This window comes from Methanoculleus sp. (assembly GCF_035363275.1).
Lineage (GTDB): Archaea > Halobacteriota > Methanomicrobia > Methanomicrobiales > Methanoculleaceae > Methanoculleus.
The window spans coordinates 38,953-63,219 of record NZ_DAOSET010000009.1 but is presented as its reverse complement, the minus strand read 5'-3'; the positions used below and the strand labels follow the sequence as shown (position 1 = coordinate 63,219).

At 62.1% G+C, this 24,267-nt stretch carries 21 protein-coding genes and 1 pseudogene; 13 read left to right on the top strand and 9 right to left on the bottom strand.

Features of this window, described 5'->3' with window-relative positions; all coding sequences use genetic code 11:
* The 3 genes from PLN84_RS03260 to PLN84_RS03250 form a co-directional block, all read left to right on the top strand.
* Window positions 1-266 (top strand): hypothetical protein (locus PLN84_RS03260; protein WP_348531900.1); only part of this gene is annotated, 266 nt, incomplete at its 5' end.
* Complete coding sequence (locus PLN84_RS03255; RefSeq protein WP_292386455.1) at window positions 173-823, top strand: phosphoribosylanthranilate isomerase; 651 nt, start codon at window positions 173-175, stop codon at window positions 821-823. The genes PLN84_RS03260 and PLN84_RS03255, both read left to right, overlap by 94 nt.
* 188 nt (window positions 824-1,011) lie before the next feature.
* Window positions 1,012-3,432 carry a PAS domain S-box protein gene (locus tag PLN84_RS03250; RefSeq protein WP_292386454.1) on the top strand — a complete coding sequence of 807 codons (2,421 nt, stop codon included), beginning with the start codon at window positions 1,012-1,014 and terminating at the stop codon, window positions 3,430-3,432.
* Window positions 3,433-3,537: 105 nt separating this feature from the next.
* Here PLN84_RS03250 and PLN84_RS03245 read toward each other — a convergent pair whose 3' ends face one another.
* The gene (locus tag PLN84_RS03245) at window positions 3,538-4,782 is read right to left on the bottom strand and encodes a ferritin-like domain-containing protein (protein ID WP_292386453.1); all 1,245 of its coding nucleotides are present in this window, start codon (window positions 4,780-4,782) and stop codon (window positions 3,538-3,540) included.
* Between the two features lie 328 nt (window positions 4,783-5,110).
* On the opposite strand from PLN84_RS03245, the gene PLN84_RS03240 reads away from it, so the two are divergent.
* Window positions 5,111-5,569 carry an Hsp20/alpha crystallin family protein gene (locus tag PLN84_RS03240; protein WP_292386451.1) on the top strand — a complete coding sequence of 153 codons (459 nt, stop codon included), beginning with the start codon at window positions 5,111-5,113 and terminating at the stop codon, window positions 5,567-5,569.
* A 30-nt stretch (window positions 5,570-5,599) separates the two neighbouring features.
* Here PLN84_RS03240 and PLN84_RS03235 read toward each other — a convergent pair whose 3' ends face one another.
* From PLN84_RS03235 to PLN84_RS03225, 3 genes are all read right to left on the bottom strand, one after another.
* Entirely contained in the window at window positions 5,600-6,868 is a 1,269-nt protein-coding gene (locus PLN84_RS03235) for a glycosyltransferase (protein ID WP_300019929.1), read from the bottom strand.
* 162 nt (window positions 6,869-7,030) lie between these two features.
* Window positions 7,031-7,456 carry a response regulator gene (locus PLN84_RS03230; RefSeq protein WP_292386449.1) on the bottom strand — a complete coding sequence of 142 codons (426 nt, stop codon included), beginning with the start codon at window positions 7,454-7,456 and terminating at the stop codon, window positions 7,031-7,033.
* Window positions 7,457-7,458: 2 nt separating this feature from the next.
* Complete coding sequence (locus PLN84_RS03225; RefSeq protein ID WP_292386448.1) at window positions 7,459-9,189, bottom strand: PAS domain-containing sensor histidine kinase; 1,731 nt, start codon at window positions 9,187-9,189, stop codon at window positions 7,459-7,461.
* Window positions 9,190-9,476: 287 nt separating this feature from the next.
* Between PLN84_RS03225 and PLN84_RS03220 the strand changes: the two genes are divergently transcribed.
* On the top strand, window positions 9,477-10,157 hold the full coding sequence (locus PLN84_RS03220; protein ID WP_292386446.1) for a 2,5-diamino-6-(ribosylamino)-4(3H)-pyrimidinone 5'-phosphate reductase: 681 nt from the start codon (window positions 9,477-9,479) through the stop codon (window positions 10,155-10,157).
* A gap of 69 nt (window positions 10,158-10,226) precedes the next feature.
* On the opposite strand, the gene PLN84_RS03215 is transcribed toward PLN84_RS03220, so the two are convergent.
* On the bottom strand, window positions 10,227-10,745 hold the full coding sequence (locus tag PLN84_RS03215; RefSeq protein ID WP_292558693.1) for a hypothetical protein: 519 nt from the start codon (window positions 10,743-10,745) through the stop codon (window positions 10,227-10,229).
* Window positions 10,746-10,934: 189 nt separating this feature from the next.
* Between PLN84_RS03215 and PLN84_RS03210 the strand changes: the two genes are divergently transcribed.
* From PLN84_RS03210 to PLN84_RS03180, 7 genes and pseudogenes are all read left to right on the top strand, one after another.
* On the top strand, window positions 10,935-12,524 hold the full coding sequence (locus tag PLN84_RS03210; RefSeq protein WP_292386442.1) for a glutamate synthase-related protein: 1,590 nt from the start codon (window positions 10,935-10,937) through the stop codon (window positions 12,522-12,524).
* A gap of 179 nt (window positions 12,525-12,703) precedes the next feature.
* The gene (locus PLN84_RS03205; RefSeq protein ID WP_292386440.1) at window positions 12,704-13,837 is read left to right on the top strand and encodes an SDR family NAD(P)-dependent oxidoreductase; all 1,134 of its coding nucleotides are present in this window, start codon (window positions 12,704-12,706) and stop codon (window positions 13,835-13,837) included.
* 55 nt (window positions 13,838-13,892) lie between these two features.
* The gene (locus PLN84_RS03200; RefSeq protein ID WP_292386438.1) at window positions 13,893-14,639 is read left to right on the top strand and encodes a hypothetical protein; all 747 of its coding nucleotides are present in this window, start codon (window positions 13,893-13,895) and stop codon (window positions 14,637-14,639) included.
* A 104-nt stretch (window positions 14,640-14,743) separates the two neighbouring features.
* Complete coding sequence (locus PLN84_RS03195; RefSeq protein ID WP_292386436.1) at window positions 14,744-16,408, top strand: 2-oxoacid:acceptor oxidoreductase subunit alpha; 1,665 nt, start codon at window positions 14,744-14,746, stop codon at window positions 16,406-16,408.
* Entirely contained in the window at window positions 16,405-17,289 is an 885-nt protein-coding gene (locus PLN84_RS03190; protein WP_292386434.1) for a thiamine pyrophosphate-dependent enzyme, read from the top strand. The genes PLN84_RS03195 and PLN84_RS03190 overlap by 4 nt, the downstream gene beginning before the upstream one ends.
* A gap of 278 nt (window positions 17,290-17,567) precedes the next feature.
* Window positions 17,568-18,161: pseudogene (locus PLN84_RS03185) on the top strand (SDR family oxidoreductase).
* 249 nt (window positions 18,162-18,410) lie between these two features.
* Complete coding sequence (locus PLN84_RS03180; RefSeq protein ID WP_292386432.1) at window positions 18,411-19,955, top strand: MFS transporter; 1,545 nt, start codon at window positions 18,411-18,413, stop codon at window positions 19,953-19,955.
* Here PLN84_RS03180 and PLN84_RS03175 read toward each other — a convergent pair.
* From PLN84_RS03175 to PLN84_RS03165, 3 genes are all read right to left on the bottom strand, one after another.
* Complete coding sequence (locus tag PLN84_RS03175; RefSeq protein WP_292386429.1) at window positions 19,935-20,258, bottom strand: hypothetical protein; 324 nt, start codon at window positions 20,256-20,258, stop codon at window positions 19,935-19,937. The genes PLN84_RS03180 and PLN84_RS03175 overlap by 21 nt on opposite strands.
* Before the next feature lie 248 nt (window positions 20,259-20,506).
* Window positions 20,507-20,710: a hypothetical protein gene (locus tag PLN84_RS03170; RefSeq protein ID WP_292386428.1), complete on the bottom strand. Its 204-nt coding sequence runs from the start codon at window positions 20,708-20,710 to the stop codon at window positions 20,507-20,509.
* Complete coding sequence (locus tag PLN84_RS03165) at window positions 20,707-22,641, bottom strand: agmatine deiminase family protein (protein ID WP_292386426.1); 1,935 nt, start codon at window positions 22,639-22,641, stop codon at window positions 20,707-20,709. Before PLN84_RS03165 ends, PLN84_RS03170 begins: the two co-directional genes overlap by 4 nt.
* A gap of 96 nt (window positions 22,642-22,737) precedes the next feature.
* Here PLN84_RS03165 and PLN84_RS03160 point away from each other — a divergent pair, with 96 nt between their 5' ends.
* Complete coding sequence (locus PLN84_RS03160) at window positions 22,738-23,298, top strand: manganese efflux pump MntP family protein (RefSeq protein WP_292386424.1); 561 nt, start codon at window positions 22,738-22,740, stop codon at window positions 23,296-23,298.
* A 3-nt stretch (window positions 23,299-23,301) separates the two neighbouring features.
* On the opposite strand, the gene PLN84_RS03155 is transcribed toward PLN84_RS03160, so the two are convergent.
* On the bottom strand, window positions 23,302-24,222 hold the full coding sequence (locus PLN84_RS03155) for a DUF362 domain-containing protein (protein WP_292386422.1): 921 nt from the start codon (window positions 24,220-24,222) through the stop codon (window positions 23,302-23,304).
* Window positions 24,223-24,267: the final 45 nt, after the last annotated feature.

Sequence of the window (24,267 nt, the reverse complement as noted above, 5' to 3'; positions counted from 1 at the left end):
GAGAGCGCCAGACTGAAGATCTGGTTGTCCCCGGTTCAAATCCGGGCGGGGGCATCCCAGGCAACTTTCCTGATATCTTCCTTTACATAACGCCGATCGCCGCCACGGATCTGTCGTCGCGGCCTTTGATATCTGCAAATACCCTATCTGCCATAACGACAGAGAGGATCCGATGCGGGTTAAATTCTGTGGAACGACCAGTCTTTTGGATATGCAGTCCGCAATCGATGCAGGCTGCGATGCTGTGGGTTTCATCATGGGCGTGACGCATCAAAGCAGCGATTTCGTAACTCCGGCAGAAGCCGCGAAGATGGTACGCCATCTCCCGCCGTTCATCGAACCGGTCGCAGTCACCCACCTGCAGGAGACAGAAGACCTCATCGAGCTGGTGAACAGTTCGCACTGCACGACATTGCAGATCCAGAATATCGTCGAACCATCCGAGATCGACGTCATCCGCGATGCTCTCCCGTACCTAAAGATCGTGAAAGCCGTTCACGTGATGGACGAGTCGGCTATCGAGATGGGAAAACGCTATGAGCCCTATGCCGATGCGCTCCTCCTCGACACCAGGACCAGAGAAAAACTCGGGGGAACGGGGATCCCTCACGACTGGAATATCAGCGCGGCAATCGTCGCAAACTCGGCAATTCCCGTCATACTTGCAGGAGGGCTTACGCCGGAGAATGTCGCAGAGGCGATACGGAAAGTCCGTCCATATGGAGTCGATGTGCATACGGGCGTCAGGAAAGACGGGATCCGCAACCCCGAAAGAACCCTGGCTTTTGCCCGCGAGGCAAGAAACGCTCTCTTGGAATGTTGAGCGCCCGCATCGCCGCTACCGGGCAGCACCAGAAGGCAAAGTCTTTATGCAGCCGTCAGGTAGGAATGCAGATGAAGATTGCATCAGACAGAATCGGGCACGCTGGAACTTATTCTCCCAACTTTTATCAGAACTCATATCAGAAACTTCTCTTCCGAACATAGTCAGAATACCCGGGAGACCGTACCATGCACGCAACGACACCTTCGACCCAATCCGCTCCGGACCTTTCCCTCGACGAACTCGAGGACGGCCTGCTCCTGCTTGATTCCGAGAGAAGGGTCGTGCGAGTCAACCGGGCCTTTCGTCGCCTCCTGTCGCTGCCGGACGGCCGGGACCTCTCCGGGGCGAACGGGATGGCGCTCGTGCGCACCCACATCATACCGCTCATCGCTGACGCGGAAGCAGCAGGGCGGCTGCTCGCGGCGCTCCGGGCAGGGACAGTGCTCTCCAGACTGGAATTCCGGATCGCTCCCGACCGCTGGGTGGCGTGCTCGATCCGGGTCCAGGACGATGGCACGATGCTCCTTCTCGTCAGCGATATCACCGCGAGGAAGGAGAGCGAGGAGAAGTACCGGCAGATCGCGCAGGAGCACAGCCGCTACCGGGACCTCTTCGACCTCGCTCCCGACGGCTACTTCGTCTGCGACCCGCGAGGCGCGATCCTCGACGTGAACCGGGCAGGAGCCCTCCTCCTCGGCAGCGAGAGGGAGAACCTGATCGGGACATCCAGCCTGGCCTGCATCATCCCGGAGTGCAGGGAGACGTTCCGGGACCTCCTCACGCGCCTCAAGAGCGGTCCTTTCGAGCCCCTGCGAGGGATCGAGGTATGGGTGCAGCCCGCGGCCGGGGAGCCCATCCCCGTCTCCCTCTCGGTCACGGCCGTCCGTGACGACCGGGGGAGCCTTGCGGAGGTCCGGTGGCTCGCACGGGACATCACCCGGAGGAAGCGGGTGGATGCAGAGCGGGAGTGGCTGCTCGCCGAGAACCAATCGCTCGCCGTCGATCTCGCCGAAGAGCGCGACCTCCTCCGAACGGTCATGGAGTACACCGACGTCCACCTTGCCTACCTTGACGCGGAGTTCCGGTTCGTCCGGGTGAACACGGCCTACGCGGAGGGGTCCGGATACACGGAAGAGGACCTCCTCGGGAAACGGCACTTCGACCTCTTCCCGAACCCGGAGAACCAGGCGATCTTCGAGCGGGTGCGGGATACCGGAGAGGCGTTCAGGGTATTTGCAAAACCGTTCACCTACGAGACGCAGCCCGAACGCGGGAAGACCTATTGGGACTGGAGCCTCGTGCCGGTGAAGGATGCGGAGGGAAGCGTTCTGGGGCTGGTCTTCTCGCTCGCCGACGTCACGGAGCGGATGCGGGCCGAGGAGGAGGTCCGTATCCGGAATAGGAGGCTTGCCGTCCTGAACGCAGTCATCACGGCGTCGGCGTCCTCGTTCACCCTGGGCGAACTGCTCGACAACGCACTTGATGCGGTCCTTGATAATCTTGGTTTCGATATCGGTATGATCTACATGCTGGAGGGAAAAGAAAGGATCCAGGCGGTCCTCCGGTGCCATCGAAAGGTCTCCGAGTTCGCCCTGATGCAGAACCGGACACTCAACGCCCGCCAATGGCCCTACAACCGGGTCTTCGTCGCCGGCCAGCCATGGTTCGTCGAGGGGACGGAAAGTGCCGGCAGCCGGGAGCGGGACGTGCTCGCGGACTTCGAGGTCGCCTCCCTCGCCTGCATCCCGCTCGTTGCCGAGTCCTCCGTCGTCGGGGCGCTCATGCTCGGGAGCACCACCGGTCCGGAGATCCCGACCGCGACTCGCCAGATCCTCGTGGCGGTCGGCAGGGAGGTCGGGGCCGGGGCCCTGCGGGGGATACTCTATCAGAGGCTCGAGGCAGCGAACCGGGAGGCGAACCTCTACCTGGACATCCTCACCCACGACATCCGGAATGTCGACAACGTCGCGAACATCTACGCCGACCTGCTCATGGATATGCTCGGCGGGGAGGAGCGAAGATACCTGCAGAAACTCCGTGCCGGCATCAAGAAGAGCATGGAGATCACCGCCAACGTCGGGACCATCCGGAAGATCCGCGAAAGCCGGGTCAGGCTTATCCCGGTCGACCTTGATGAGGTGGTCCGGGCGGAGATCACCCATTACCCGGACACCCGCATCACCTACGAGGGGACGAACGTGACGGTCCTCGCCGACGACCTCCTGCCCGAGGTCTTCACGAATCTTATCGGAAACGCCGCGAAGCACGGCGGGCCGAACGTCGAGGTTGCCGTAACCGTCGAGGATGCCGACGAGGAAGGGATGGTCCAGGTCACCGTCGCCGATACCGGCCCTGGTGTCCCCGACAACGCAAAGGAGAGGATCTTTACCCGGTTCGAGCAGAGAAAGGCCGGCGCGAGCGGACATGGCCTCGGCCTCTCGATCTGCCGGATGCTGCTCAACCGTTACGGCGGCAGAATCCGGGTCGAGGACCGCGTGACTGGCCGGTCGGATGAGGGCGCGGCGTTCCGGTTCACGCTCAGAAAATCTGAGGGCGACGAACCCCGGGAGCACGCCGCGTCCGGGCACACCCCCCGGCAACCCTGATCCCGTGCGAAGATGCAAGAGGGTCAGGTGGTTCTTGTGCAAAGGCTGCGAGAGTTTAACTCGTGACCAGCCGCAGGGCCCTGTCCGTCGTAAAAAAAGGAGTACTTACCGGGCCGGCACCGCTGCCATCCCCTTCTCGACCCGGCGGGCCATCTCCTGCTTGACCCTCCGGATATTCTCCGCCTGGTCGCGCTCTACAAGGCTCGGGCCGGCTTTCCCGACGACTTCCTCGCTCGGAACACCCTTTGCGTTCATGACGCGCTGGTAGCCGAAACTTGCCCAGTTGTCCGGGAGGTCGCGCATCCGCATGAACTCCATGTTGTTCGGCGCAAGGTCGAGCTGGTTGTCGATGACGCTGTTGACGTAGTCCTTGTTCTGCTCGAAGACAACCAGGGGCCCGATGACGTCGGCCTTCACGAGATCCCGGATATCCCGCCCTTCGTACTGCTTCATGAGCCGTGCACACTCGTTGAAGTGCGTGATCTCCATCTTCATGAAATTCTCCCAGATCCCCCTGATCCTCGGATCGCTCTCTTGCTGTACAAAGGAGTAGTAGAGATAGGCCTCGTTGAGTTCCATCATCGCCATCTTCTCAAGCATCGTCTCGTTCGGGTCGCCGAGCAGCCCATACTGGGTCACGTGCTGCTCCTCGATCTCCGCGATCTCCGCATACAGCTGCCGTGCAATCTCGTCGGGGTACATGAACCCGTGCGCCCGGTAGTAAAGCATCGTCTGCTGCTCCCCCGCGGTGATCGTGATGTAGTTCATCTTCGTCTTGATATCGGCCGTATCCTTGTCGTAGTGTTTGCGCATCGAGTCAAAGGGGTGGCGGTGCTCGATGCTCGTCGGCCGGCCCGGCTTGACCTCGGTCTTGCCCTGGACGATCGCCTCCGGGTCGCCGCCCTCGATGTAGTCGTAGAGGCAGCTGTAGCGGTAGAGGTGGTCGAAGTCCTCGAGCAGGGCAAAGTCAAGCGTCTGCTTCACGTAGGGGTCCGGCTCGTTCTGCGCCAGGTTCGCGGTGAGGTCGACCGCCACCTGCTCGTAACCGAGGGTGGTCTCGATGATCGACTGGTCCGCCGGATTGAGCCAGTTGATTGTCTCTTGCTGCTGGGAGTCGATCCGCCGCATCAGGGCCATCGACTTCTTCACCTCGGGATCGGGGTGCATCCGCTCGATCGCGTGCGACATCAGGACAGCGTTGTTCTCGATACCGTTCATGAGGATGATCCGGGTCCGGGTGTAGGCGTCGACCGTCTTCTTGTCATACGGGGCCTTGATCATGTCCTTCCAGTTCATGGGCTGCTCCTCGATCGGCATGCCTTCCATATCAAAGGGTTTAAACTGAGTCATTCCTTTCTCCTCCACAATCCTCGCCGGTTCGTCGGCACTGGAATCTCCGCCGGTACGGCGGTGCAGGTGATTGAGTTACCCCGTCGTCCCGCACCCCGGAACTCCGGGGGTCTCCCACCATACCGGTCACATCATAAAAACCTGACGCCCGGGAAGAGGGGAGCGCAAGAAACACCTTCTTCCGACAACCCGACAGCACCGGCAGGACAAACCGACCAGGGGTGCGCCCGTCTCCAGGATACGAAACGTTAAGTATATTGGTTCAAGAGGGGACGCCGGATGGCCGGTTGCCATCCGGTGGCTACCAGACTGCAGGAGGAGAGAAGCATTGACAGGAAGTGAAGACGAGCGTTTCGGCACCGGGCGGCGGGGGATCGATGAGACGGCGGAGAATCGGGAAGGCAGGGGCGGGAGGACCGCCCAGGACAGCGGAAGCCGCGACTCCCTCAGTTTCTCCACGGACTTCCGGGTCGATATCCTCGACCACGACGATGAGGTGATCGTTGTTGCGGAACTGCCCGGCGCGGAGGAGGACGCGATCAGGATCAACCTGCTCAACCCGCAGACCCTGCGGGTAACGGCGAGGCGTGCCGGACCGGTCGAAGAGGGGCGAGGCTACTCCATCCACGAGCGCGGGAACGGCATCCTGAGCCGGTTGATACGCCTGCCGGCGAGCGTAACGGGTGAGGGAGCCGGGACCCGGTTAAAGAACGGCGTCCTCGAGGTGCGCCTGAAGAAGATGAGGACCGGCTCCGGACCCGGGGGAAAGGAGATCCCCATCCGGTGACCTTGACGCGGGCAGCGAAGGAGCGAATCGTTACCGCGCGGGGCACGTGGACATCCGGGTCGTCACCACCTGCGGGTGGTAGCAGATGACGCTGTCCCGGGCGGTAATCCTCCCGTTGACCATCTGGTCGACGACGGCAAGGTGGTCCTGGACGCCCCGGGGAAGGAGGTAATACTCCCGCACGAACTCCCTCCCTCGCGCTCCCATCTCCTCGGCCAACTCCGGGTTCCGGAGGAGGTGGAGGACACGGTCGGCGGTCTCCTGGACCGTCGAGACCAGGTAGCCGTTCCAGCCATCGCGAATCTGGAGCGGTATGCCGCCGACGTTCCCGCCGATGACGGGCTTCCCCTTCCAGAGCCCTTCGGTCACTGTCAGTCCGAACCCCTCCTTTATGGACTTCTGGACGATCACGTCCGACGCCCGCTGGATCGCGTTGATCTCGCGGTGGCTGTCCGGCGGGAGGTCGAGGATATGGATGTCGGGATCGTCCTCGGCCGTCTCGCGGACCTCGCGCAGGACGAGGTAGCACTCCGGGTCGTCGCACGCCCGCCCGCCGACGAGGACGAGCTGGCAGGGGGTCTTCTGACGTACCCGCCGAAATGACTGGATGACACCGACCGGGTCCTTGAAGACGTCGTATCGAGAGACCTGAGTGACGATCGGCTTTGCCGGGTCGATACCGTACTTCTCAAGGGTGGCGTCGATCTCGGCCCGGGGAAGGTCACGATTCTTCTCGGATAAGGGATCGATGAACGGCGGGATGATGAAACTCGGCACATTCCAGAGAGGAAGATACTGGAAACTTGAAAATATGCTTGCGTGGTACTTCTCGACCAGCCGCCGCATGATGTTGCCGATGCTTCCCACAGTCGAGGTGGGCACCGTCTCCAGCTGGACGTGGCACCGCCAGAGCAGCCTCTTCTGCTCGCGCTCCCTCGCCGTCAGGAACTCGACGAGACCGAGGGGCTGGGGGTCGTGAACGGTCACAACATCGGAGTCGTCCTCGATCAGCCCTTCGTTCTGCCGCTGGGCCTCCCAGTAGGTCTCGACCATCGAGGGTGAAAACCCGTCCCGGCCCTGGAGGAAGTTGTGAAGCGTCTTCGTGACATCGAAGAACGCCGGTTCGGCCTCCATGACACTCCAGGTTGCCTCAAGGCCGAGCGCGTTGAGGAAAGGAACGTACGAGATCAGGATCTCCGCGACGCCACCTCCCTGGCGGGTCGAGTTGATCTCCTGCAGCCTGACGCCTGAAAGGCGATCGGCAAGAACATCGATTGCCGAAAAACGTTCTTCACCCACGATCCGTCGGTATTCCTTGAGGGAGGGACAGCCGGGAAGATCCGTAACGATCATGAGAGCAACACTATCCGGCACTACACTTCCGGCAAAAGAAATGCCTTTCGGTAGGGGCATGCAGACCCCGGAAGGGGGCCGGAAAGGAAGGTGTGAACGTAGAAGAGGTTATCCGCTTCGGATCTGTGGGGTGTAGTGAGTGTCGTCATCCGTGTGAGAAGAGGCATCATGGGGAACAGCCTTCTCCAGTGCCGCCTTCAGCTCGGCGAGCGAGATAGGTTTCTCCAGGACGCCGACGATATCATCCGCATATCGCGAATACTCCTCGGGCCAGACGTGTTTTGCGGTAAAGAGCAGGACCGGGATATCTTTGAGTTCGTCGTTCCGCTTCAACTCCTCCAGGAACTGCCATCCGTCAATGGGAGACATCATCACGTCGAGGATGATGAGCGCAGGTTTCTCTTTCTTGAGCATCCGCAGGGCGTCCCACCCGTTGTGGACCAGAAGAGGTTCGCGGTTGATCTTCCTGAGCAGCAGTTCCATTACTTCCAGCGTCGGCAGGTCATCGTCGACGACCATAATCTTCGTTCCCAAATTCAGGCCTCCTTTGGCAATCTGATCGTGAAAGTGCTCCCCTCGCCCACCGCACTCGTCACCGTTATCTCTCCTCCATGCAACTGGATATATTTCTTCGCAATCGAGAGCCTCAGGCCGATCCGACCGCCGTCACGGTTCGGTTTTTCAGGGTCCCTGATATAAAACTGCCCAAAGATCGCGTCGATAATATCCTTAGGGATACCGATGCCATTATCGCATACCATAATATAATGGTTTTCATTTGATTCGGCATAGCGGATCCATACTTCCTTTGGCAGTTGATTATATTTAACCGCATTTGATACCAGGCTCTCCACCGCAAGATAGAGCCGATCGGGATCTCCCCAGATCCGGGTAGTTTCCGGAATTTCGTTGTGGATCCCGGCATCCCGGTCATACCCGCCATCAGAGATGACAGAGCTGATGAGCTGGCGGAGGGATACGTCCTGAATGGTGAGTTCGACATGGTCCATCGTCAGCAGGCTCAACTCGACCATCCTCTCCACCACCGCCTGTTCCTGCCTCGCGCACGCAAGGCAGGTAGTAAGGAACTTCTCCGTCTCCCCCGTGAGACCATAACGCCCGGGATTCTCGACGAGCATCGCCAGGTAACCGACGAGCGGCTGCAGGGGCGTGCGCAGTTCATGGGAGAGCGTAGTGACGAGCCCCTCCCACTGGTCGATCTCGCATATCATCTGCCTGCAGGCGATCCTCTGCCGCCGTACCTCGGTGGTATCGCGCGCCGACCCTACGATGCCGACGAGGGAGCCGTCCACCCCGGCATACGGGGCAAGTGTGATGGAGAAGGTGTGCCGGGCACCTGCTATCGTGAGGTCAAGATCGTAACGGGCGTTCTTCTGCTCACGGATCACCTTGTGAACCCATTCCATATGCCGCGCGGCCAGGTCAACGGGCAGGAGTGCATCCATTCCCCGCCCGATGAGGTCATCGGAAATTATTCCGTACTCGTGGGCGCGCAACCAGGAGAAGTGCAGGATGCGGCCCGTAGCATCCTGCACGAAAAAGAGGTCGTTTGACTGCTGGATGAGTTCTTTCAGGCGCCCGTTCGACCGGATGAGGCTGTTATGCTTGTTCTGGAGGCTGCCGATATCCACAACCGTACACTCGAAGAGGTTCTCCGGGACCAGAGCCCGGCAGGAGAGGAGGACCACGCGGGCATCGCCGTTCTGCGCACGAAAGATCATCTCTGCGTTCCCGATGTACCCTTCCCGTTTCATCTCCTCGATAAACCGGGCCTTGCCGCTCTCATCCGCCCAGAATTTCTCCGCCGGGAGGCCGACGAGATCCTGCGGGGCGTAACCGAGGATATCGGCGCACCGTTCGCTGACACAGAGCAGTCGGAGGGTTTGCGGGTCGCACAGAAACTTCGCATCGCGGGTATCTCCGAGGATCTGCCTGCACCGGGAGGCGGTCAGGCGGGAGCTCCGCACGAAGAGTGTCGTGGCCGCGAAGACCCAGAAGAAGATCACCATGTGCAACCCGGTCATCACAAGGTCTATGGTAACCCCAAGGACTGATAGGTACACCTGGATAAGCACGAATCCGGCAACCAGGGTTCCGGTCACCCAGATCCCTTTTTCCGGGAACCAGAGAGCAACAAGGAGTATGGAGATACAGTAGATCAGGGGATAGATGAGGAAAGCGTTGTAATCCGGTGCAACAGCCGTCAGCATAAACGATATCGCCGAGAATGACACCACCACGATCATTCTGACAATATCCGTCCCGGTAAACAGGTCTTTTTGAAAACGGCTCAATGGGTACCAATTCCAGGACATACTGAATACGGAGAATATCCAGGAGAATGTATATATGTCATTCGAAATATCCCAATAATGAATACAATTTTTCCAGAAAAGAAGGATTGTTCTTTGGTTTTATGGGGATAGGTGCCGAACATTTCCCCGGTTCCCGAAGAGGAGGAGTGCAGGCGCCATGGCCTCACATACAGTCCGGGAGGAGAGCATATATGAGGGTCGTCGTGTAACCCTAGAATATGCGCCCGTTTGTCTTCGTCAACGTCGCCATGAGCGCCGACGGGAAGATCTCAACACGAGAGCGGCGGCAGGTGAGGATCTCCGGAGTTGAAGATTTCTCACGGGTCGACCGGATCAAGGCAGAGAGCGATGCCATTATGGTCGGCATCGGCACCGTGCTCGCCGATAATCCCTCACTCACCGTCAAGTCCCCGGACCTCCGTGCAGAGCGGAGAGCGGCCGGGAACGACGAGCATCCCATCCGGGTCGTGGTGGATAGTTCCGGAGAGATCCCCCTCACTGCAGACATCCTTCACAAAGGGACCGGAAACCGTATTGTCGCCGTCTCAGCGAGGGCACCCCGCGAAAAGGTGGAAGCCCTCCGGGAACGCGCCGCCGTCGTCATCGCCGGCGACGAGACCGTCGATCTTGTGGCCCTTCTCGAGGAACTCCACCGGCAGGGTGTCCGGCGTCTGATGGTCGAGGGAGGCGGGACCCTGATCTGGGCGCTCTTTGAGCGAGGGCTCGTCGACGAACTCCAGACGTTCGTCGGCAACATCGTCATCGGCGGGAAGGACGCCCCCACGCCGGCGGACGGCACCGGGTTTCTCCGGGAGGCGGATTTTACACGGTTACGCATCATCGAGGCCGTTCAGATCGACGACGGCCTGCTCATACGGTGGAATGTGGAGGGGCGATGAGGAAAACGAGGGGATTGCCCGGATGGTCGTGTTGCAGTCCGGCCACGTAAAAAAGGAGATCGTGAAGGGTTATGGAACCTCTACAATCTCGTCTATAACTGTGTAGGTGCCTCCTGTGATGAGAGAAACAGTTATCGCGACGCGGTTATCCCCTTTTGCATTGTGAATAATAAGTTCTTTGTTGGGAGTCGGCTCCATCGCCTCGGTGATGACCTCCCCGTTCGACTTGGTCACGTGTATGTCAATGGATTTTACGTAGTCCCACCCTTTGCCGCCGATGAACTTGATATAGAGATCGTTCGTAACCCTTGAGGGGAAGCCACCCGTAAGCTCGAACTCAACCTCTTTTCCCGGAGGCACCGTCTGTGTCGGGCCGGGCGTCAGCGAGCCCGAGGTCGTGGGCGCAGGTGTTGCCGTGACCGTCGGGGTCTGGGTCGTAGACGGCCCGGCGGGTTCGCCGGAGCCAGTGCATCCGGCGCAGAGTGAAACTGCGAGCAGAAGCACAATCAGAGCAGATAGCAACCTGAAGTTCATAATCCATTCATGGATATCAAGGTATTTCACCTTTTCGTCATCTTCATGGTACATCCGGGATACGCTGGTATCAAATACCCGGGGTTGCTGCCGGGTAGCCCGTCTGCAGGGACTTCCCCGGGCTCTTCCTGTTGCTGCTCTGGTCCGGGGGCGGTCCCTGCCGATCAGGGTTGGATGGGAGGTCGTGAGAAATATTTATATGCATAGGAAGGAAACTTCTATCCACAAAATAGAGGGCAAGCGATGAACCTACGAAGACCGAACGCTAACGAAGCGACAGGAACGACCAACCGTTCCCGTGATGTCGCGCCCATGTCAGGCATCTGCACCCGGTGTGTAGACGGGTGCAAGGGGGCCTGCGAGATCTGGCTCTCCTCCTTCCGTGGCAGAGAGGTCCTCTACCCGGGGCCGTTCGGTGAGATCACCGCCGGTGCGGACAAGAACTACCCGGTCGACTACTCGCACCTGAACATCCAGGGCTACGCGAGGGGCGCAAAGGGGATGCCGGAAGGTGTCGAGGCCAACCCCGACACCGCTCTGTTCTCGGCCGTCGATACCACGACCGAGTACGGATGGAAGAACAAGGTCCCGATGCGGGTCCCCATCTTCACCGGAGCGCTCGGTTCGACCGAGATTGCCCGTGAGAACTGGGAGCACTTCGCCATCGGGGCTGCTATTGCAGGCATCACGCTCGTCTGCGGGGAGAACGTCTGCGGGGTCGACCCCGGACTGGTCCTCGACCACAACGGCAAGGTCAGCAAGTCGCCCGAGATGGACCGCCGGATCGAGACCTACCGGAACTTCAAGGACCGGTACGGCGAACTCCTGGTGCAGCTGAATGTGGAGGACACGCGGCTTGGAACCGCGGAGTATGTCTCCGCAAAGCACAACCTCGAGACGATCGAGTTGAAATGGGGGCAGGGTGCAAAGTGCATCGGCGGCGAGATCAAGGTCGGCAGCATCGAGCGGGCGAACCAGCTCAACGATCGCGGCTACATCGTCCACCCGAACCCCCGGGCCGCCGAGGTCCAGGCATCCTTCAAGGACGGCGCGTTGAAGGAGTTCGAGCGGCACTCCCGCCTCGGTTTCGTCAGCCGGGAAGGGTTCCTCGAGGAAGTCGACCGGCTCCACGACATCGGATTCAAGCGCATCACCCTCAAGACCGGCGCCTACTCGGCCGTCGAACTCGCGATGGCGCTCCGTTACGGAGCCGAGGCGAAGATCGACCTCCTCACCATCGACGGCGCACCCGGCGGCACGGGGATGAGCCCCTGGCCGATGATGAACGAGTGGGGCATCCCGACCTTCTACATCGAGTCCCTCGCCTACCAGTTCGCCGAGCGGCTGAAGGCACGGGGCATCCGCGTCCCGGACCTCGCCATCGCCGGAGGGTTTGCCGACGAGGCCAACGTCTTCAAAGGGCTCGCTATGGGCAGCCCTTACGTCAGGGCGGTCTGCATGGGCCGTGCCCTCATGATCCCCGGCATGGTCGGAAAGAACATCGAGAAGTGGCTTGCAGCCGGCGAACTCCCGAAGACCGTCTCGAAGTACGGCCGCACCAGAGAAGAGATCTTCGTCTGCTACGAGCAGCTCAAGGAGAGATATCCCGGTCGTATCGATGAGATCCCGCTCGGAGCAGTCGGAATCTACACCTACGCCCAGAAGTTCAGGACCGGGCTCCAGCAGATCATGGCCGGGACCCGGAACTTCAGCCTCAAGACGGTCGCCCGGAACGACCTGATGGCGCTGACCGAAGAGGCAGAGGCGATCTCCGGCATCCCGTACGTCATGCGGGCCTACCGCGACGCTGCCGAGTCGATCCTCGACTCCTGAACGCGAAAAGAATGTGGGTGGGGAGGAGCCTGCCCCACCACCTCTCACAGCCGCACGTGATGAGACCCGTGGAGCAGGCCGCAGGGCGGGAAAAATCCGGAATCTCTCATTTTATTTTTTATCCATCATTCGCGATAATATTTAATGCGAAGACTGCCATCAAGTGTGCCTGATACATCATGCATACGGATACCAGTCCGACCCTCCTCATCACCGGGGGGGCAGGATTCATCGGGTCGCATCTCGCTACGGAACTGCTGCAGCATGGCTATCACGTCCGCATCCTCGATAACCTGTCACCACAGGTCCATGGTCCGGAACGGCACCGGCCCGGCCATCTCGACCGGCGTGCGGAGGTCTTTGTAGGTGATATCCGGGACCCGCACAGCGTCCAGGAAACTCTCGATGGCGTCGATGCCGTCATCCACCTCGCAGCAGTCGTCGGGGAGCGGCCGAGCATGTACCGGATCGAGAAGTATATGAGCGTCAACACCACCGGGACCGCCGTCCTCCTTGAGGCCCTGCTGGACCACCCGATCGAGCGGCTCGTCGTCGCCTCAAGCTCCGCCGTCTACGGCGAAGGCTTATACTGCTCGTACAACGGCACCACCTACCCGAAGATCCGGCGCTCCCTCCACCAGGCGGTACGGGGTGACTGGGAGCCCCGGAGCCCCGACGGGGAGGTGATCTACCCCCTCCCGACACCCGAGACGAAGGAGGTTTCGCCGCTCTCGGTCTATGCCATCTCCAAGTACGACCAGGAGGAGATGTGCAGGATGATCGGGGAGGCATACGGCATCCCGACGACGATCCTCCGGCTCTTCAATGTCTACGGCCCGCACCAGAGGTATGCCAACCCATACTCCGGCATGCTGACCGAGTACGCGTCTCGCCTGCTCCAGGACCTCCCGGTGCGCCTCTTCGAGGACGGCTACCAGCAGCGCGACTTCGTGAGTGTCTACGACGTGGCGCGCGCTTTCCGCCTGGCCCTGGAGTCGCCCGGTGCTGCCGGGGGAACGTTCAACATCGGGAGCGGCCGCCCCTACACGTTCCGGACCGCCGCCACCCTCCTTGCGACGATAACCCGGCGGCAGCACCTTGCGCCCGAGGTAACGGAGACCGGCCGCGTTGGCGATATCCGCCACTGCATCGCGGATATCAGTCGCGCCTGGGAAGTCCTCGGCTATACCCCACAGGTCCCGCTCGAGGCAGGACTGCTCGAACTCGCCGCCTGGGTCGAGACGGAGATCGCACGGCGGCAGCCGGTCGCTTCGCCCATCAACGTCCCGGCATCGTCACGTCTCCGTGTCTGAAGGGCGTCGGGGCCCAACCTTTATTTTCCCCGCCGGACGTACCATCCTTAAACGTATGCCTCTCAATCTCCGGTCCTGGGAAGTGCGGCTCGGGATAATCCTGGTGGCCTCATCGGTGGCCATCTACACCGTCAAGTATCTCATTCTCGGCGATCCGGAGAATACCTACAACTATATCTTCAACGCGCTCGGCTTTCTGCCGATCAACGTCCTCCTGGTAACCCTCATCTTAAACCAGCTTCTGAGCATCCGGGCGAAGCGCGAGAGGCTTGAGAAACTGAATATGGTCATCGGCACCTTCTTCTCGGAGGCCGGCACCTGGCTGCTCACCTTCATATCGGACCGCGACCCGGACCTGCCCCGGCTCCGGCAGGAACTCGTCGTGACGGAGGCCTGGACGCCGGAGAAGTTCTCCGCGGTGCAGGACAGTCTCCGGGGCCACTGCTGCACCGTCGCTCCCGATACCGCAGACCTCGAGGAGCTCTGCCGGTACCTCAAAGGGCGGCGGGACTTCCTCCTGCGGCTGCTCGAGAACCCCGTCCTCATGGAGCACGAATCGTTCACCAACCTCCTTAGAGCGGTCTTCCACCTGACCGAGGAACTCGAACGCCGGGGAGATTTTGCCGGGCTCCCGGAGAGCGATCTACGGCACCTTGCCAGGGACGTCGAACGGGTATACGGCCTGCTCATCAGGGAGTGGCTCGCCTACATGGAGTATCTCCAGAAGAACTACCCCTACCTCTTCTCGCTCGAGATGCGGAGCAATCCCTTCGACGAGACAGCGTCGCCGATTGTCCACTAAGCGTGCCGGAGGACGTCAGAGGGTTTGCGGCGGCCGTTGACTCCCCCCACCGCTCTTCCCGGTAACACAACCTATATACCGGCAGGCGGGCAACGGCACGCCTGATGACCATGGGCGAATACTCCGTGCTGATCGGCGGGAAGGCCGGCGAGGGTATCAATACGGCAGGCCTCTCGATTGCCGCCCTCTTCTCCCGCCTCGGCTACCGCACCTACATGTACTTCGATTATCCTTCCCTTATCCGGGGCGGGCACAACTTCGCGATCATCCGGGCCGCGGGCAGATCGATAGGGGCGCACCGCACCCCGGTCGACGTCCTCCTCGCCTTCGACCAGAACAGCATCGATAACCACCGGCAGAGGATCCACGATGGGACGACCGTCATTTACGACGCCTCCCAGGTCACGAGGGGCGACGGTTACGGCCTCCCGCTCGATGCGATCCTCAAGGAGGAGAAGGCGCCCCCGATCACCGGGAACTCCGCGATGCTCGGGGCGCTTGCGCGGGTCGCGGGGATCGGCCGGGAGGTTCTCGAGGACGTTCTCCGCGAGAGCGTCCCCGCAAAGCACCTGGATGCCAACCTCCGGGTCGCCGGACGGGGCTACGACGCCGTGGATCATGTCTTCTCCGTCGAGCCGCTCGGCGCTCCGGCACTCCCGGTCCTGACGGGGAACGAGGTCACCGGGCTCGGGCTCGTTCACGGCGGGCTTGAGTCCTACGTCGCCTACCCGATGACCCCGACCTCGAACATCCTTCACTACCTCGCCAACCATGCAGAAGACCTCTCGATCAAGGTCCTCCACCCCGAAAACGAGATCAGCGTCATCATGATGGCCCTCGGCCTCGCCTATGCCGGCGAGAAGGCCGCGGTCGGGACCTCGGGCGGCGGGTTTTGCCTGATGACAGAAGGCCTCTCCCTTGCCGGGATGGCGGAACTCCCGGTGACGATCGTGATGGGGCAGCGTCCGGGGCCGAGCACCGGCCTCCCCACCTACACCTCCCAGACCGAACTCCACTTCGTCCTGAACGCAGGGCAGGGGGAGTTCCCCCGGCTTGTCGTCGCACCCGGCGATCTCGACGAGACGTATGCCTGGTCGGCGACGGCGCTGATGCTCTCATGGAAGTACCAGGTCCCCTCGATCATCCTGACCGACAAGACCCTCGCGGAAGGGGCCTACTCCTTCGATATCAACGCCGTCACCCCGCACCCGGACCGGGAGCCCGTGCTCTGGGAGGGCGAGGGCGAGTACCGGCGGTATGCCCGGACCGAAGACGGGGTATCGCCGCTTGCCTTCCCCGGCCGGGAAGGCGCCGTCGTCAAGGTGAACAGTTACGCCCACGACGAGGCCGGGTTCACTACGGAGGAGGTCGAGGAAACCATACGGCTGCGCGAGAAGATGCTTGCGAAGGGCGAGAGCCTGAGCCGGGAACTTACCGCCTACCCGACCGTGAGAACCTACGGTGAACGGAACGCCGGGAAGACGATCGTCTGCTGGGGCTCGGAGAAGTGGGCCTGCATCGAGGCTGCCGCGAAGTTTGGGGCACGGGTCGTCCAGCCTCTCGTGCTTGCGCCGTTCCCCGTCCGTGCCTTCAAGGAGGCGATGATCGGCGCCGGGAGGGTCGCCTGCGTCGAGAACAACGCCACGGGACAGCTTGCCCGCCTCCTCCGGCAGCACGGATTCGACCCGGGACGATCGGTCCTGAAGTACGACGGGCGGCCGTTCGCGGTCGATGAACTGAAAGCCCGCCTTGCGGAGGTCTTCGCATGACCCCGACCAGCCCCCCCGGCCGGCCGGCCGGCAGCCTCATCAGCCCGGCACAGAACACCTGGTGCCCCGGCTGCGGCAACTTCTCGATCCAGCATATGATGAAGTCGGCGATCGCGGAGCTCTCGGCTGAGGAGGGGATACCACTCGATAACTTCGTCATCCTCGGCGGGATCGGGTGCCACGGGAAACTAGCCGATTACCTGAACGTCAACAGTTTCTACGGCATCCACGGCCGTTCGGTCCCGGCGGCGACGGGAGTACGCATGGGAAACCCGGATCTGCGGGTCATCTGCCACGTCGGGGACGGGGACATCTACGCCGAGGGCCTCGATCACCTCATCTTCGCGGCAAAACGGAACAGCGACATCACCGTCATCGTCCACGACAACCGGGTCTACGGACTGACGACGGGGCAGTACACACCGACGTCCCCTACCGGATTTAAAGGCCGCTCCACTCCCGGCGGGATCACCGAGCACCCGATCAACCCGCTCGAGGTGATGCTCGCTTCCGGGGCCACACATATCGCCCGGGGCTACACGAAGAAGGTCCGGCACTTAAAAGACCTCTTCAAGGAGGCGATCATGCACCGGGGGTTCTCGTTCGTCGACGTCCTCCAGATCTGCGCGACTTACTTCAACCTGACCGACTACTACAACGCTCACGCCTACGAGCTCGCGGAGGGCGACGTCGAGACGGGCAGGTTCGAGAGCGCTTTAGGAAAGATCAGGGAGTGGGACTACGACCGGGATGCGCCGACCGCGCTCGGGACGTTCTACTCGGTCAAGAGGCCCATCTACGAAGAGCATTTCCAGGCGCTCACCGCCGGGAGGCCCGACCGGAGAGCGCTCGTCCGGAAAATCCTCGAGGAGCGGCGGTGAAGTCCCGGCCGCGATCTTCATTACCCGCCCGGATCACTGGCCCCCGGGGGACGGGCGGCCCTGCCCGGACCACCAGGAGGCGAGATGAGACGATTGGAAGGAAAGAACGTCCTCGTTACCGGCGGCTCGACCGGCATCGGCCGGGCGACGGCGATCAGGTTCGCGGAAGCAGGCGCAAACGTCGCCATCAACTACATGCAAGCGAGACGGAAGCAGAGATCACGCTTGAGGAGGCCCGGGATGCCTGCAGCCTCATCCGCGAGAAGGGCTGTCGGGAGATGCTGGTCCAGGGGGACGTCGCCAGCGAAGAAGACGTCAAACGCATCTTCGCCGAGGTCCTCACGGCGTGGGGGAGGCTTGATATCCTGGTCAACAACGCAGGCATCCAGACTGCAAGCCCGACTCACGAGATGACTGCGGATGCTTACGACCGGGTCCTCGCGGTGAACCTCCGGGGTGCGTTCTTCTGCGCCCGGGAAGCGGTTCGGCACTTCCTCGACCGTGGTGGCGGGGGCGTAATCCTCAACAACACCTCCGTTCACGAAGCCGTTCCGAAACCGCTCTATGCCACTTACGCCGCGAGCAAGGCAGGGCTCGGGGCTCTCGGGAGGACACTTGCACTCGAGTACTCCAGTGAGGGCATCCGGGTCAACGCGGTCGCGCCCGGCGCGATCGCCACCCCGATCAACCGGGAGTGAGCGGAGGACCCGGAAAAGAAGACGGAAGTGGAGGGACATATTCCGATGGGCCGCGCAGGGGAGCCAGAAGAGATCGCAGCGGTCTTTGCCTTTCTCGTGTCCGAAGAGGCCGCCTATAACGGCGGGCTCACCCTCTATCCCGACTTCAGAACACCCTGGTCGTCAGGGAGCTGAGGCACCGGAGAAACCTTCCGGGGAACCCTGCCGGCGAATACCCCCGATCCCTTCGGGGCCATGACCGACGGGACCACGGGGAGGTTCTCGATTTAATCAAACACATTAATATAATTCTATTTTTATACAATAAGTCCAGAAAACTGATGCCCGCGCGAGGTCCCCCACGGATATTCCGGCACCCTGCCGACGGGCAATCTCTCGGGGTGAACGGTTCGTGAGCATCAGAAAGAGAGGCCCGGATAAAGCATGGTCTTTGAGGCAAAAGAGAGCCTGACGGAAGAAGAGGTCCGTCACGGCTTAAAACTCGTCATACGGGACGGCCTTGCCACTCAGGCGATGGTGACGCTGACCGGCGGCATCTTCCTGGTAGCGTTCGCCCTCCAACTCGGGGCATCGAACACCGTCATCGGCCTGCTCGCCGCCATCCCGCCGCTCGCAGAACTCCTGCAGATGCCCGCCATCTACATCGTCGAGCGGGTGCGCAGGAGAAGGCTGGTGGTCGTCGCGGCATCGCTCGCCGCCCGCCTCTGCTGGATACTCATAATCCTGATACCGTTCTTCCTCTCGCCGGAGCAGGGCATATTCGTGCTCATCCTCTCAATAGCTCTCTACGCATCCTTCTCGGCGGTCTCCCACTGCGGCTGGAACTCCTGGATGCGGGACCTCATACCGCAGGACCGGCTCGGAGCCTTCTTCTCCCACCGGCTGACCCTTTCGACAGCGGTTGCGCTCGTCGTCAGCCTCGTCGCAGGTTTCTTCATCGACTCGTGGGAGGCAATCTTCCCGGACCTTGCACCCTACGGCTACTCTATCCTCTTCCTCCTCGGGCTCATCGCCGGTCTCGCCGGGATCGTGATCCTCATCCGCACGCCCGAGCCCCGGATGGTCGTCGAAGGTGGGGAGGACGGCCTCTTCGCCGCCATCAGGAAGCCTTTTGCGGACCTCAACTTCAGGAACCTGGTCATCTTCCTCGGCTCGTGGAACTTCGCCGTCAACCTCGCGTCGCCGTTCTTTACGGTCTACATGTTGCAGAGGATCGGTCTTGATATCTCGCTCGTTGTCGCTCTCAGCGTCCTCAGCCAGGTCATGAACATCGTCTTCTACCGGTCGTGGGGCCAGGTCTCCGACCGGTTCTCCAACAAGTCGGTTCTCGCCGTGAGCGGTCCGCTCTTCATGCTCGCGATCTTCGCCTGGATGTTCGTCACGCTCCCGGATATCTACGTCCTGACCTACCCGCTTCTCATCCTCATCCACATCCTGATGGGGATCTCACTTGCGGGAGTCTCGCTCGCCTCGGGAAACATCGGCCTGAAGCTGGCCCCACAAGGTCAGGCGACCAGTTACCTTGCGGCGAGCACCTTTGCAAACTCGGTCGCCGCCGGCGTCGCGCCGATCCTCGGCGGCCTCTTCGTGGACTTCTTTGCCGAGCGGGAACTCATCTGGACCCTCGTCTGGAAAGACCCGGTACGGGAGCTCGTCTTCGTCACCCTCGACCTGCAACAATGGGAGTTCTTCTTCCTCTTCGCCTTCATCCTCGGGCTCTACTCCCTCCACCGCCTCGCGGCGGTACAGGAGGAGGGGGAGGCAAAGGAGCAGGAGGTCGTCGACGAACTCATCTCAGGAGTCCGACGTGATATGCGAAACTTCTCCCCCGCGGGAGGTCTCCGGGAGATGGTGAAGTTCCCCTTCTCGTCCGTCAGGGAACGCCGGGAGAAGCGCCGCCAGGAACCACCGGAAGAAGCGATTGGGGAGGAGGATGCTCCGACAGCTTCATCTCCCCGGCACCCATAGCCCCGCCCCGGTGAAGAAGAGCATGCCAGAAGGTGCTACGTCCAGGACTACCGGCCCGGGAAGCATCAGGTCGTCCGGGTCGGCAACGGGGACCGGCGGGCAGCCCTTGAGATCGCGGCCGTCAACCAGACGCCCGCGGGCGGCGCCCCGGCCACCGTCACCATCGGGGCGTTCGATGACGGCGGGGTCCGCGAGATCCTCATGCTTCCGGAGGAGGCGACACCGCTCTGCCCCATGCCGGGGGGAAGGTCGGCCCCGGATGGTGGCTGAAGGCGCGGATGGCTGATACAGAGGTGGTGACATGCCCTCACGCGAAGTGCGAGCCGCAAAGCCACGAAGGGGAGTTACACCATTCATCCGCCGGATTTCGCGTTCTTCGTACCTGACGGTGCTCAAACTTCCGTTCATAGAACCATCGCACCCTTCGGCCAGTCGTTCCCTTCGCCCTCGTCACCGTCGGCTCCCCGGCCGCACGCTCTCCGCCGGTTGACCGCTACCGTAAGGACCGGGTCCACTGCAACGGCTGGTAACTTCCCTGCCGGTGCAGATGCTCACCCCATATCAGGCCGGCCCTCCCAGAAGAGATTGCTGCAGATGGAGGAGAGAGTCGGAGCCGGGAGAGACCGGCTCGTCCATCCCGGGACCGACGTGCGGCGCGCAAATCGGGGGGTGACGATGGTCCCGGCCGTCTCCGTCATTGCGATCCTGCTTGCCTTCGCCGGCTGGACGTGGAGCACGGTTATCTCCGCGTTCATCCCTCTCGCGGTGCGCTTTCTCCCCCCGGGAAGGTGGCGCGCGGCACGATGGATGGCTGCTGCTGGCTGATGCAGTGGATCGCGCCGAACCCCTCGACCATCGCCGTGCAGTCGATCCCGATGACCTCCCGGTCCGGGAAGAACCCCTGGATCCTTGCTACGGCGACCTCGTCGTTCGGGTGCCCGAAGACCGGCACCAGCACGACGGTGTTTCCGATGTAGAAGTTCGCGTAACTCGCCGGCAGCCGCTCTTCGCCGCCGACTCTGCCCGGCATCGGGAGTGGGACGACCGTCAGGAGGTTGCCGTCCTGATCGGTCGACGATTGGAGGATCGCGAGGTTCTCCTGCAGGACGGCATAGTTCTCGTCGTCCTCGTTCTCCTCGACGGCGCAGAGGACGGTTCTCTCGTCCACGAACCGGGCGATGTCGTCGATATGGCCGTCGGTATCGTCGCCGGCGATACCCTGTTTGAGCCATATGACGTGACTGGCGCCGAGGTAAGCCTCCAGGTACGCCTCCATATCCCCCCGGGAGAGGCGAGGGTTCCGGTTCGGGTTTAAGAGGCAGGCCTCCGTCGTGATCACCGTCCCGCACCCGTTCACCTCGATCGAACCGCCCTCCAGAACAATCCCGGGAGTGAAGAGGGGGAGGTCCATCTCGCGGTTCATCACAAGCGGGACCCCGGTATCCCCCATAAGTTCCGGGTACTTCTCCCCCCAGGCGTTGAACGTCCAGTCCACCATCGCGAGGCTCCCCGCCTCGGGGTTGATCACGAACGTCGGCCCGTAGTCCCGGAACCAGACGTCGGCGTAGTCGGCGGAGTGAAACCTGATGCCCTCTGGATTGACACCAACCTCCTCCAGCATCGCCTCGATCCGGATGCGCATCGCCTCGCTCGTGACAAGCAGGTTGACAGTCTCGGACCCCCGGAGGGCCGCGAGGATCTCGACGTAGGCAAGCTCCACCGCGGCAAGGTCGGGGAACGTCTCCCGATCATGAGGCCAGGAGAGCCAGACGGCATCGTGCGACGCCCACTCCGCCGGCATGCGGTAGCCGAGCGCCTGCGGGGTTCTACCCGGCGGAAACCTCCGGGTGAGCACCTTGTAGGTCTCAGGCCGCCGGTTCCGGAAGAAGCCCCAGCCTTCCCGGACAGCCTCGTTTTTCGCGAGGTCGACCTCGACGACGAGCACCTCTTCGTCGGTCTCGCTCGCCCGGGCGAGGACGTTCCCGAAAGCGTCGGCGACGAACGAGCTCCCGAAGAACCGGATATCCCCCTCGGTGCCGACCCGGTTGACGGCGGCGACGTGGACGCTGTTTGCGATCGCATGGCCCCGCTGCACCGTCTCCCACGCCTCGCGCCAGTCTCCCTCCGGCGGCTCCTCCCCGGCAATCCGGCCGATGGCGGTCGGGTAGAAGATGATATCAGCGCCCTGCAGGGCGACCGCCCTCGCGGCCTCCGGGAACCACTGGTCGTAACAGATGAGTACGGCTATCCGGCCGTACCGGGTATCGTAGACCCGGTAGCGGTCCCCCTGCCGGAAGTAGGTCTTCTCGTAGAAGAGCGGGTCGTAGGGGATATGCACCTTCCGGTACGGGGGGAGCAGTCGCCCGTCGGCATCGATCACTACTGCCGCGTTGAAGTACTCCCCCGATTCGGTCCGTTCGTAGAGCGGCACGACGATCACCACGCCGTGCTCCCGGGCAAGCGCCGCGAACGCTTCGGTCGAGGGACCCGGTATGGTCTCGGCGTAGACAGAGGCGTCCGTAGCCTCATACTGCGGGAAGTAGGGGAGCCGGTAGAGTTCCTGCAGGCAGAGGATCCGCACACCCTTCGCGATTGCTGCTCTTGCCATTGCAAGGGTGTGGACCAGGTTGCGGTCGGGGTCATTGCCCGCCGCCGTCTGGATGAGGCCAATCGTTTGCGTGCTCATCGTATCATCTCTCCATACCGGTAGGGCACTCAGGCGCCATATAACAACCGTCGACCATAGCGTTATCCGGTATCGCGCTGGAATGTTATGGAAGCAATGGAGTTCGCAACAACCCTCCTCATCGCCGTCGGACTCGCGATGGATGCATTTGCCGTCTCGATCAGTGGAGGGGCCGCGATGCAAGAAGACCGGGGGCGGTGGGCCCTCATCATCGGGGCGCTCTTCGGCGGGTTCCAGGCAGGGATGCCGGTGCTCGGGTGGCTCGGCGGGGTGAGCGTCACCTCGTTCGTCGGGACCTGGGCACCCTGGATCGCCTTTCTGCTGCTTACCCTGATCGGCGGGAAGATGCTCGTCGAGGCAGTCCGGGGAGACGACGAGAACGTCCGGTTCGGCGCCGGGAGCATGACCACGCTCCTCCTTCTCGCCGTTGCGACAAGCATCGACGCCCTCGCTGTCGGCGTCACGTTTGCCGTCCTGGATATGCCGATCCTCTGGCCCGCAGTCACGATCGGCGCCGTAACCTTCATCCTCTCCGCCGCCGGCGTGCTGATAGGAAGTTCGCTCGACCGGGTCTTCGGGAGGAAGGTCGAGGTCCTCGGCGGGGTGATCCTGATCGGCATCGGTCTCCGGATCCTGCTCGACCACCTCTTCTTCTGATCTTCACGCGGTCTCGTCCAGGATCCGCCGCATATCGAGGACAAGGTCTTTGCTCTCGGAGTCGAGCGCGACGAGCCGGAGGTCCTCCGCCGACCGAACGCCGATGCCGAGCTCCGCTGCCCGGGCTATCGGATCCATCGCAAAGATCCTGCCCTGCATCACCTCGAGTGTTGAGCCGTAACGCCGGAGGAGAGCGATCCCCGCGGCGTCGAGGGCGATCCGGTCGGTGCTCGCGAGGATGACGTTCGGCGCGACGAGGCCGCCCCGCTCGGGGCCCCCGGTCGAGAACCCTTCCGTTGCGTCCATGATAGCGACGTCGCAGGGAAAGGACCGGTTGATCTCGGCGATCATCCTGCGCTGGTGCGGCGACGAATGCAGTTCCGCCATGTAGTTGTAGCCGCTCCCAGGAGCCCTCTTCGCCACGGCCCCGACGGGATTCTTCAGGGAGAGGGAGACGTGCCCGCCGAACCGGTGGGTCTTTAAGCAGCAGGTCTGGACCACTACATCGGCCTCCCGGAAGAGCCGGGCGATCAGGAACCCCCGCTCCCAGTGGAGACCGTCCGGTGGGACCGCCTCCCACCCCTCCGGCGGGAGACCGTCGAGCGCCACCACTTCTGCGCCCGTCCGGGCCGCGACGTCGACGGCGCCCCGGTTCTTCAGCACCGCGCGGGTCTCCCCCATCCCGCTCCGCTCCCCGAGCCGTACCGTCCCGGCACCGGCAGCGCGAACCTGCCCGAGGACCGCCTCCAGCATATCGGGGTGAGTCGTCGCAGGGAACGGATCGTCGCTGTTGAAATTCGCCTTGACCGCGACGGTCTTCCCATCGAGGGGAAGAGGGCCGATCTCGTGCCAGAGCGCTTCAATAGCGCGGTAACGATCCGATGCATCGATGATGTAAACTTCAGATGCTGCTGGCGATGCCATGCAAGCAGAATGCCCGCCAACCTATAAAAATATACGTCATCCTGC

What these genes read in the sequence shown, in the direction of transcription:
- PLN84_RS03255 (WP_292386455.1), top strand. Translation starts at nt 173, where the DNA reads ATGCGGGTTAAATTCTGTGGAACGACCAGTCTTTTGGATATGCAGTCC.
- PLN84_RS03250 (WP_292386454.1), top strand. Translation starts at nt 1,012, where the DNA reads ATGCACGCAACGACACCTTCGACCCAATCCGCTCCGGACCTTTCCCTC.
- PLN84_RS03245 (WP_292386453.1), bottom strand. Translation starts at nt 4,782, where the DNA reads ATGACTCAGTTTAAACCCTTTGATATGGAAGGCATGCCGATCGAGGAG.
- PLN84_RS03225 (WP_292386448.1), bottom strand. Translation starts at nt 9,189, where the DNA reads ATGATCGTGGTGGTGTCATTCTCGGCGATATCGTTTATGCTGACGGCT.
- PLN84_RS03220 (WP_292386446.1), top strand. Translation starts at nt 9,477, where the DNA reads ATGCGCCCGTTTGTCTTCGTCAACGTCGCCATGAGCGCCGACGGGAAG.
- PLN84_RS03215 (WP_292558693.1), bottom strand. Translation starts at nt 10,745, where the DNA reads ATGTACCATGAAGATGACGAAAAGGTGAAATACCTTGATATCCATGAA.
- PLN84_RS03210 (WP_292386442.1), top strand. Translation starts at nt 10,935, where the DNA reads ATGAACCTACGAAGACCGAACGCTAACGAAGCGACAGGAACGACCAAC.
- PLN84_RS03205 (WP_292386440.1), top strand. Translation starts at nt 12,704, where the DNA reads ATGCATACGGATACCAGTCCGACCCTCCTCATCACCGGGGGGGCAGGA.
- PLN84_RS03200 (WP_292386438.1), top strand. Translation starts at nt 13,893, where the DNA reads ATGCCTCTCAATCTCCGGTCCTGGGAAGTGCGGCTCGGGATAATCCTG.
- PLN84_RS03195 (WP_292386436.1), top strand. Translation starts at nt 14,744, where the DNA reads ATGACCATGGGCGAATACTCCGTGCTGATCGGCGGGAAGGCCGGCGAG.
- PLN84_RS03190 (WP_292386434.1), top strand. Translation starts at nt 16,405, where the DNA reads ATGACCCCGACCAGCCCCCCCGGCCGGCCGGCCGGCAGCCTCATCAGC.
- PLN84_RS03180 (WP_292386432.1), top strand. Translation starts at nt 18,411, where the DNA reads ATGGTCTTTGAGGCAAAAGAGAGCCTGACGGAAGAAGAGGTCCGTCAC.
- PLN84_RS03175 (WP_292386429.1), bottom strand. Translation starts at nt 20,258, where the DNA reads ATGTCACCACCTCTGTATCAGCCATCCGCGCCTTCAGCCACCATCCGG.
- PLN84_RS03170 (WP_292386428.1), bottom strand. Translation starts at nt 20,710, where the DNA reads ATGAACGCGGAGATAACCGTGCTCCACGTCCAGCCGGCGAAGGCAAGC.
- PLN84_RS03165 (WP_292386426.1), bottom strand. Translation starts at nt 22,641, where the DNA reads ATGAGCACGCAAACGATTGGCCTCATCCAGACGGCGGCGGGCAATGAC.
- PLN84_RS03160 (WP_292386424.1), top strand. Translation starts at nt 22,738, where the DNA reads ATGGAGTTCGCAACAACCCTCCTCATCGCCGTCGGACTCGCGATGGAT.
- PLN84_RS03155 (WP_292386422.1), bottom strand. Translation starts at nt 24,222, where the DNA reads ATGGCATCGCCAGCAGCATCTGAAGTTTACATCATCGATGCATCGGAT.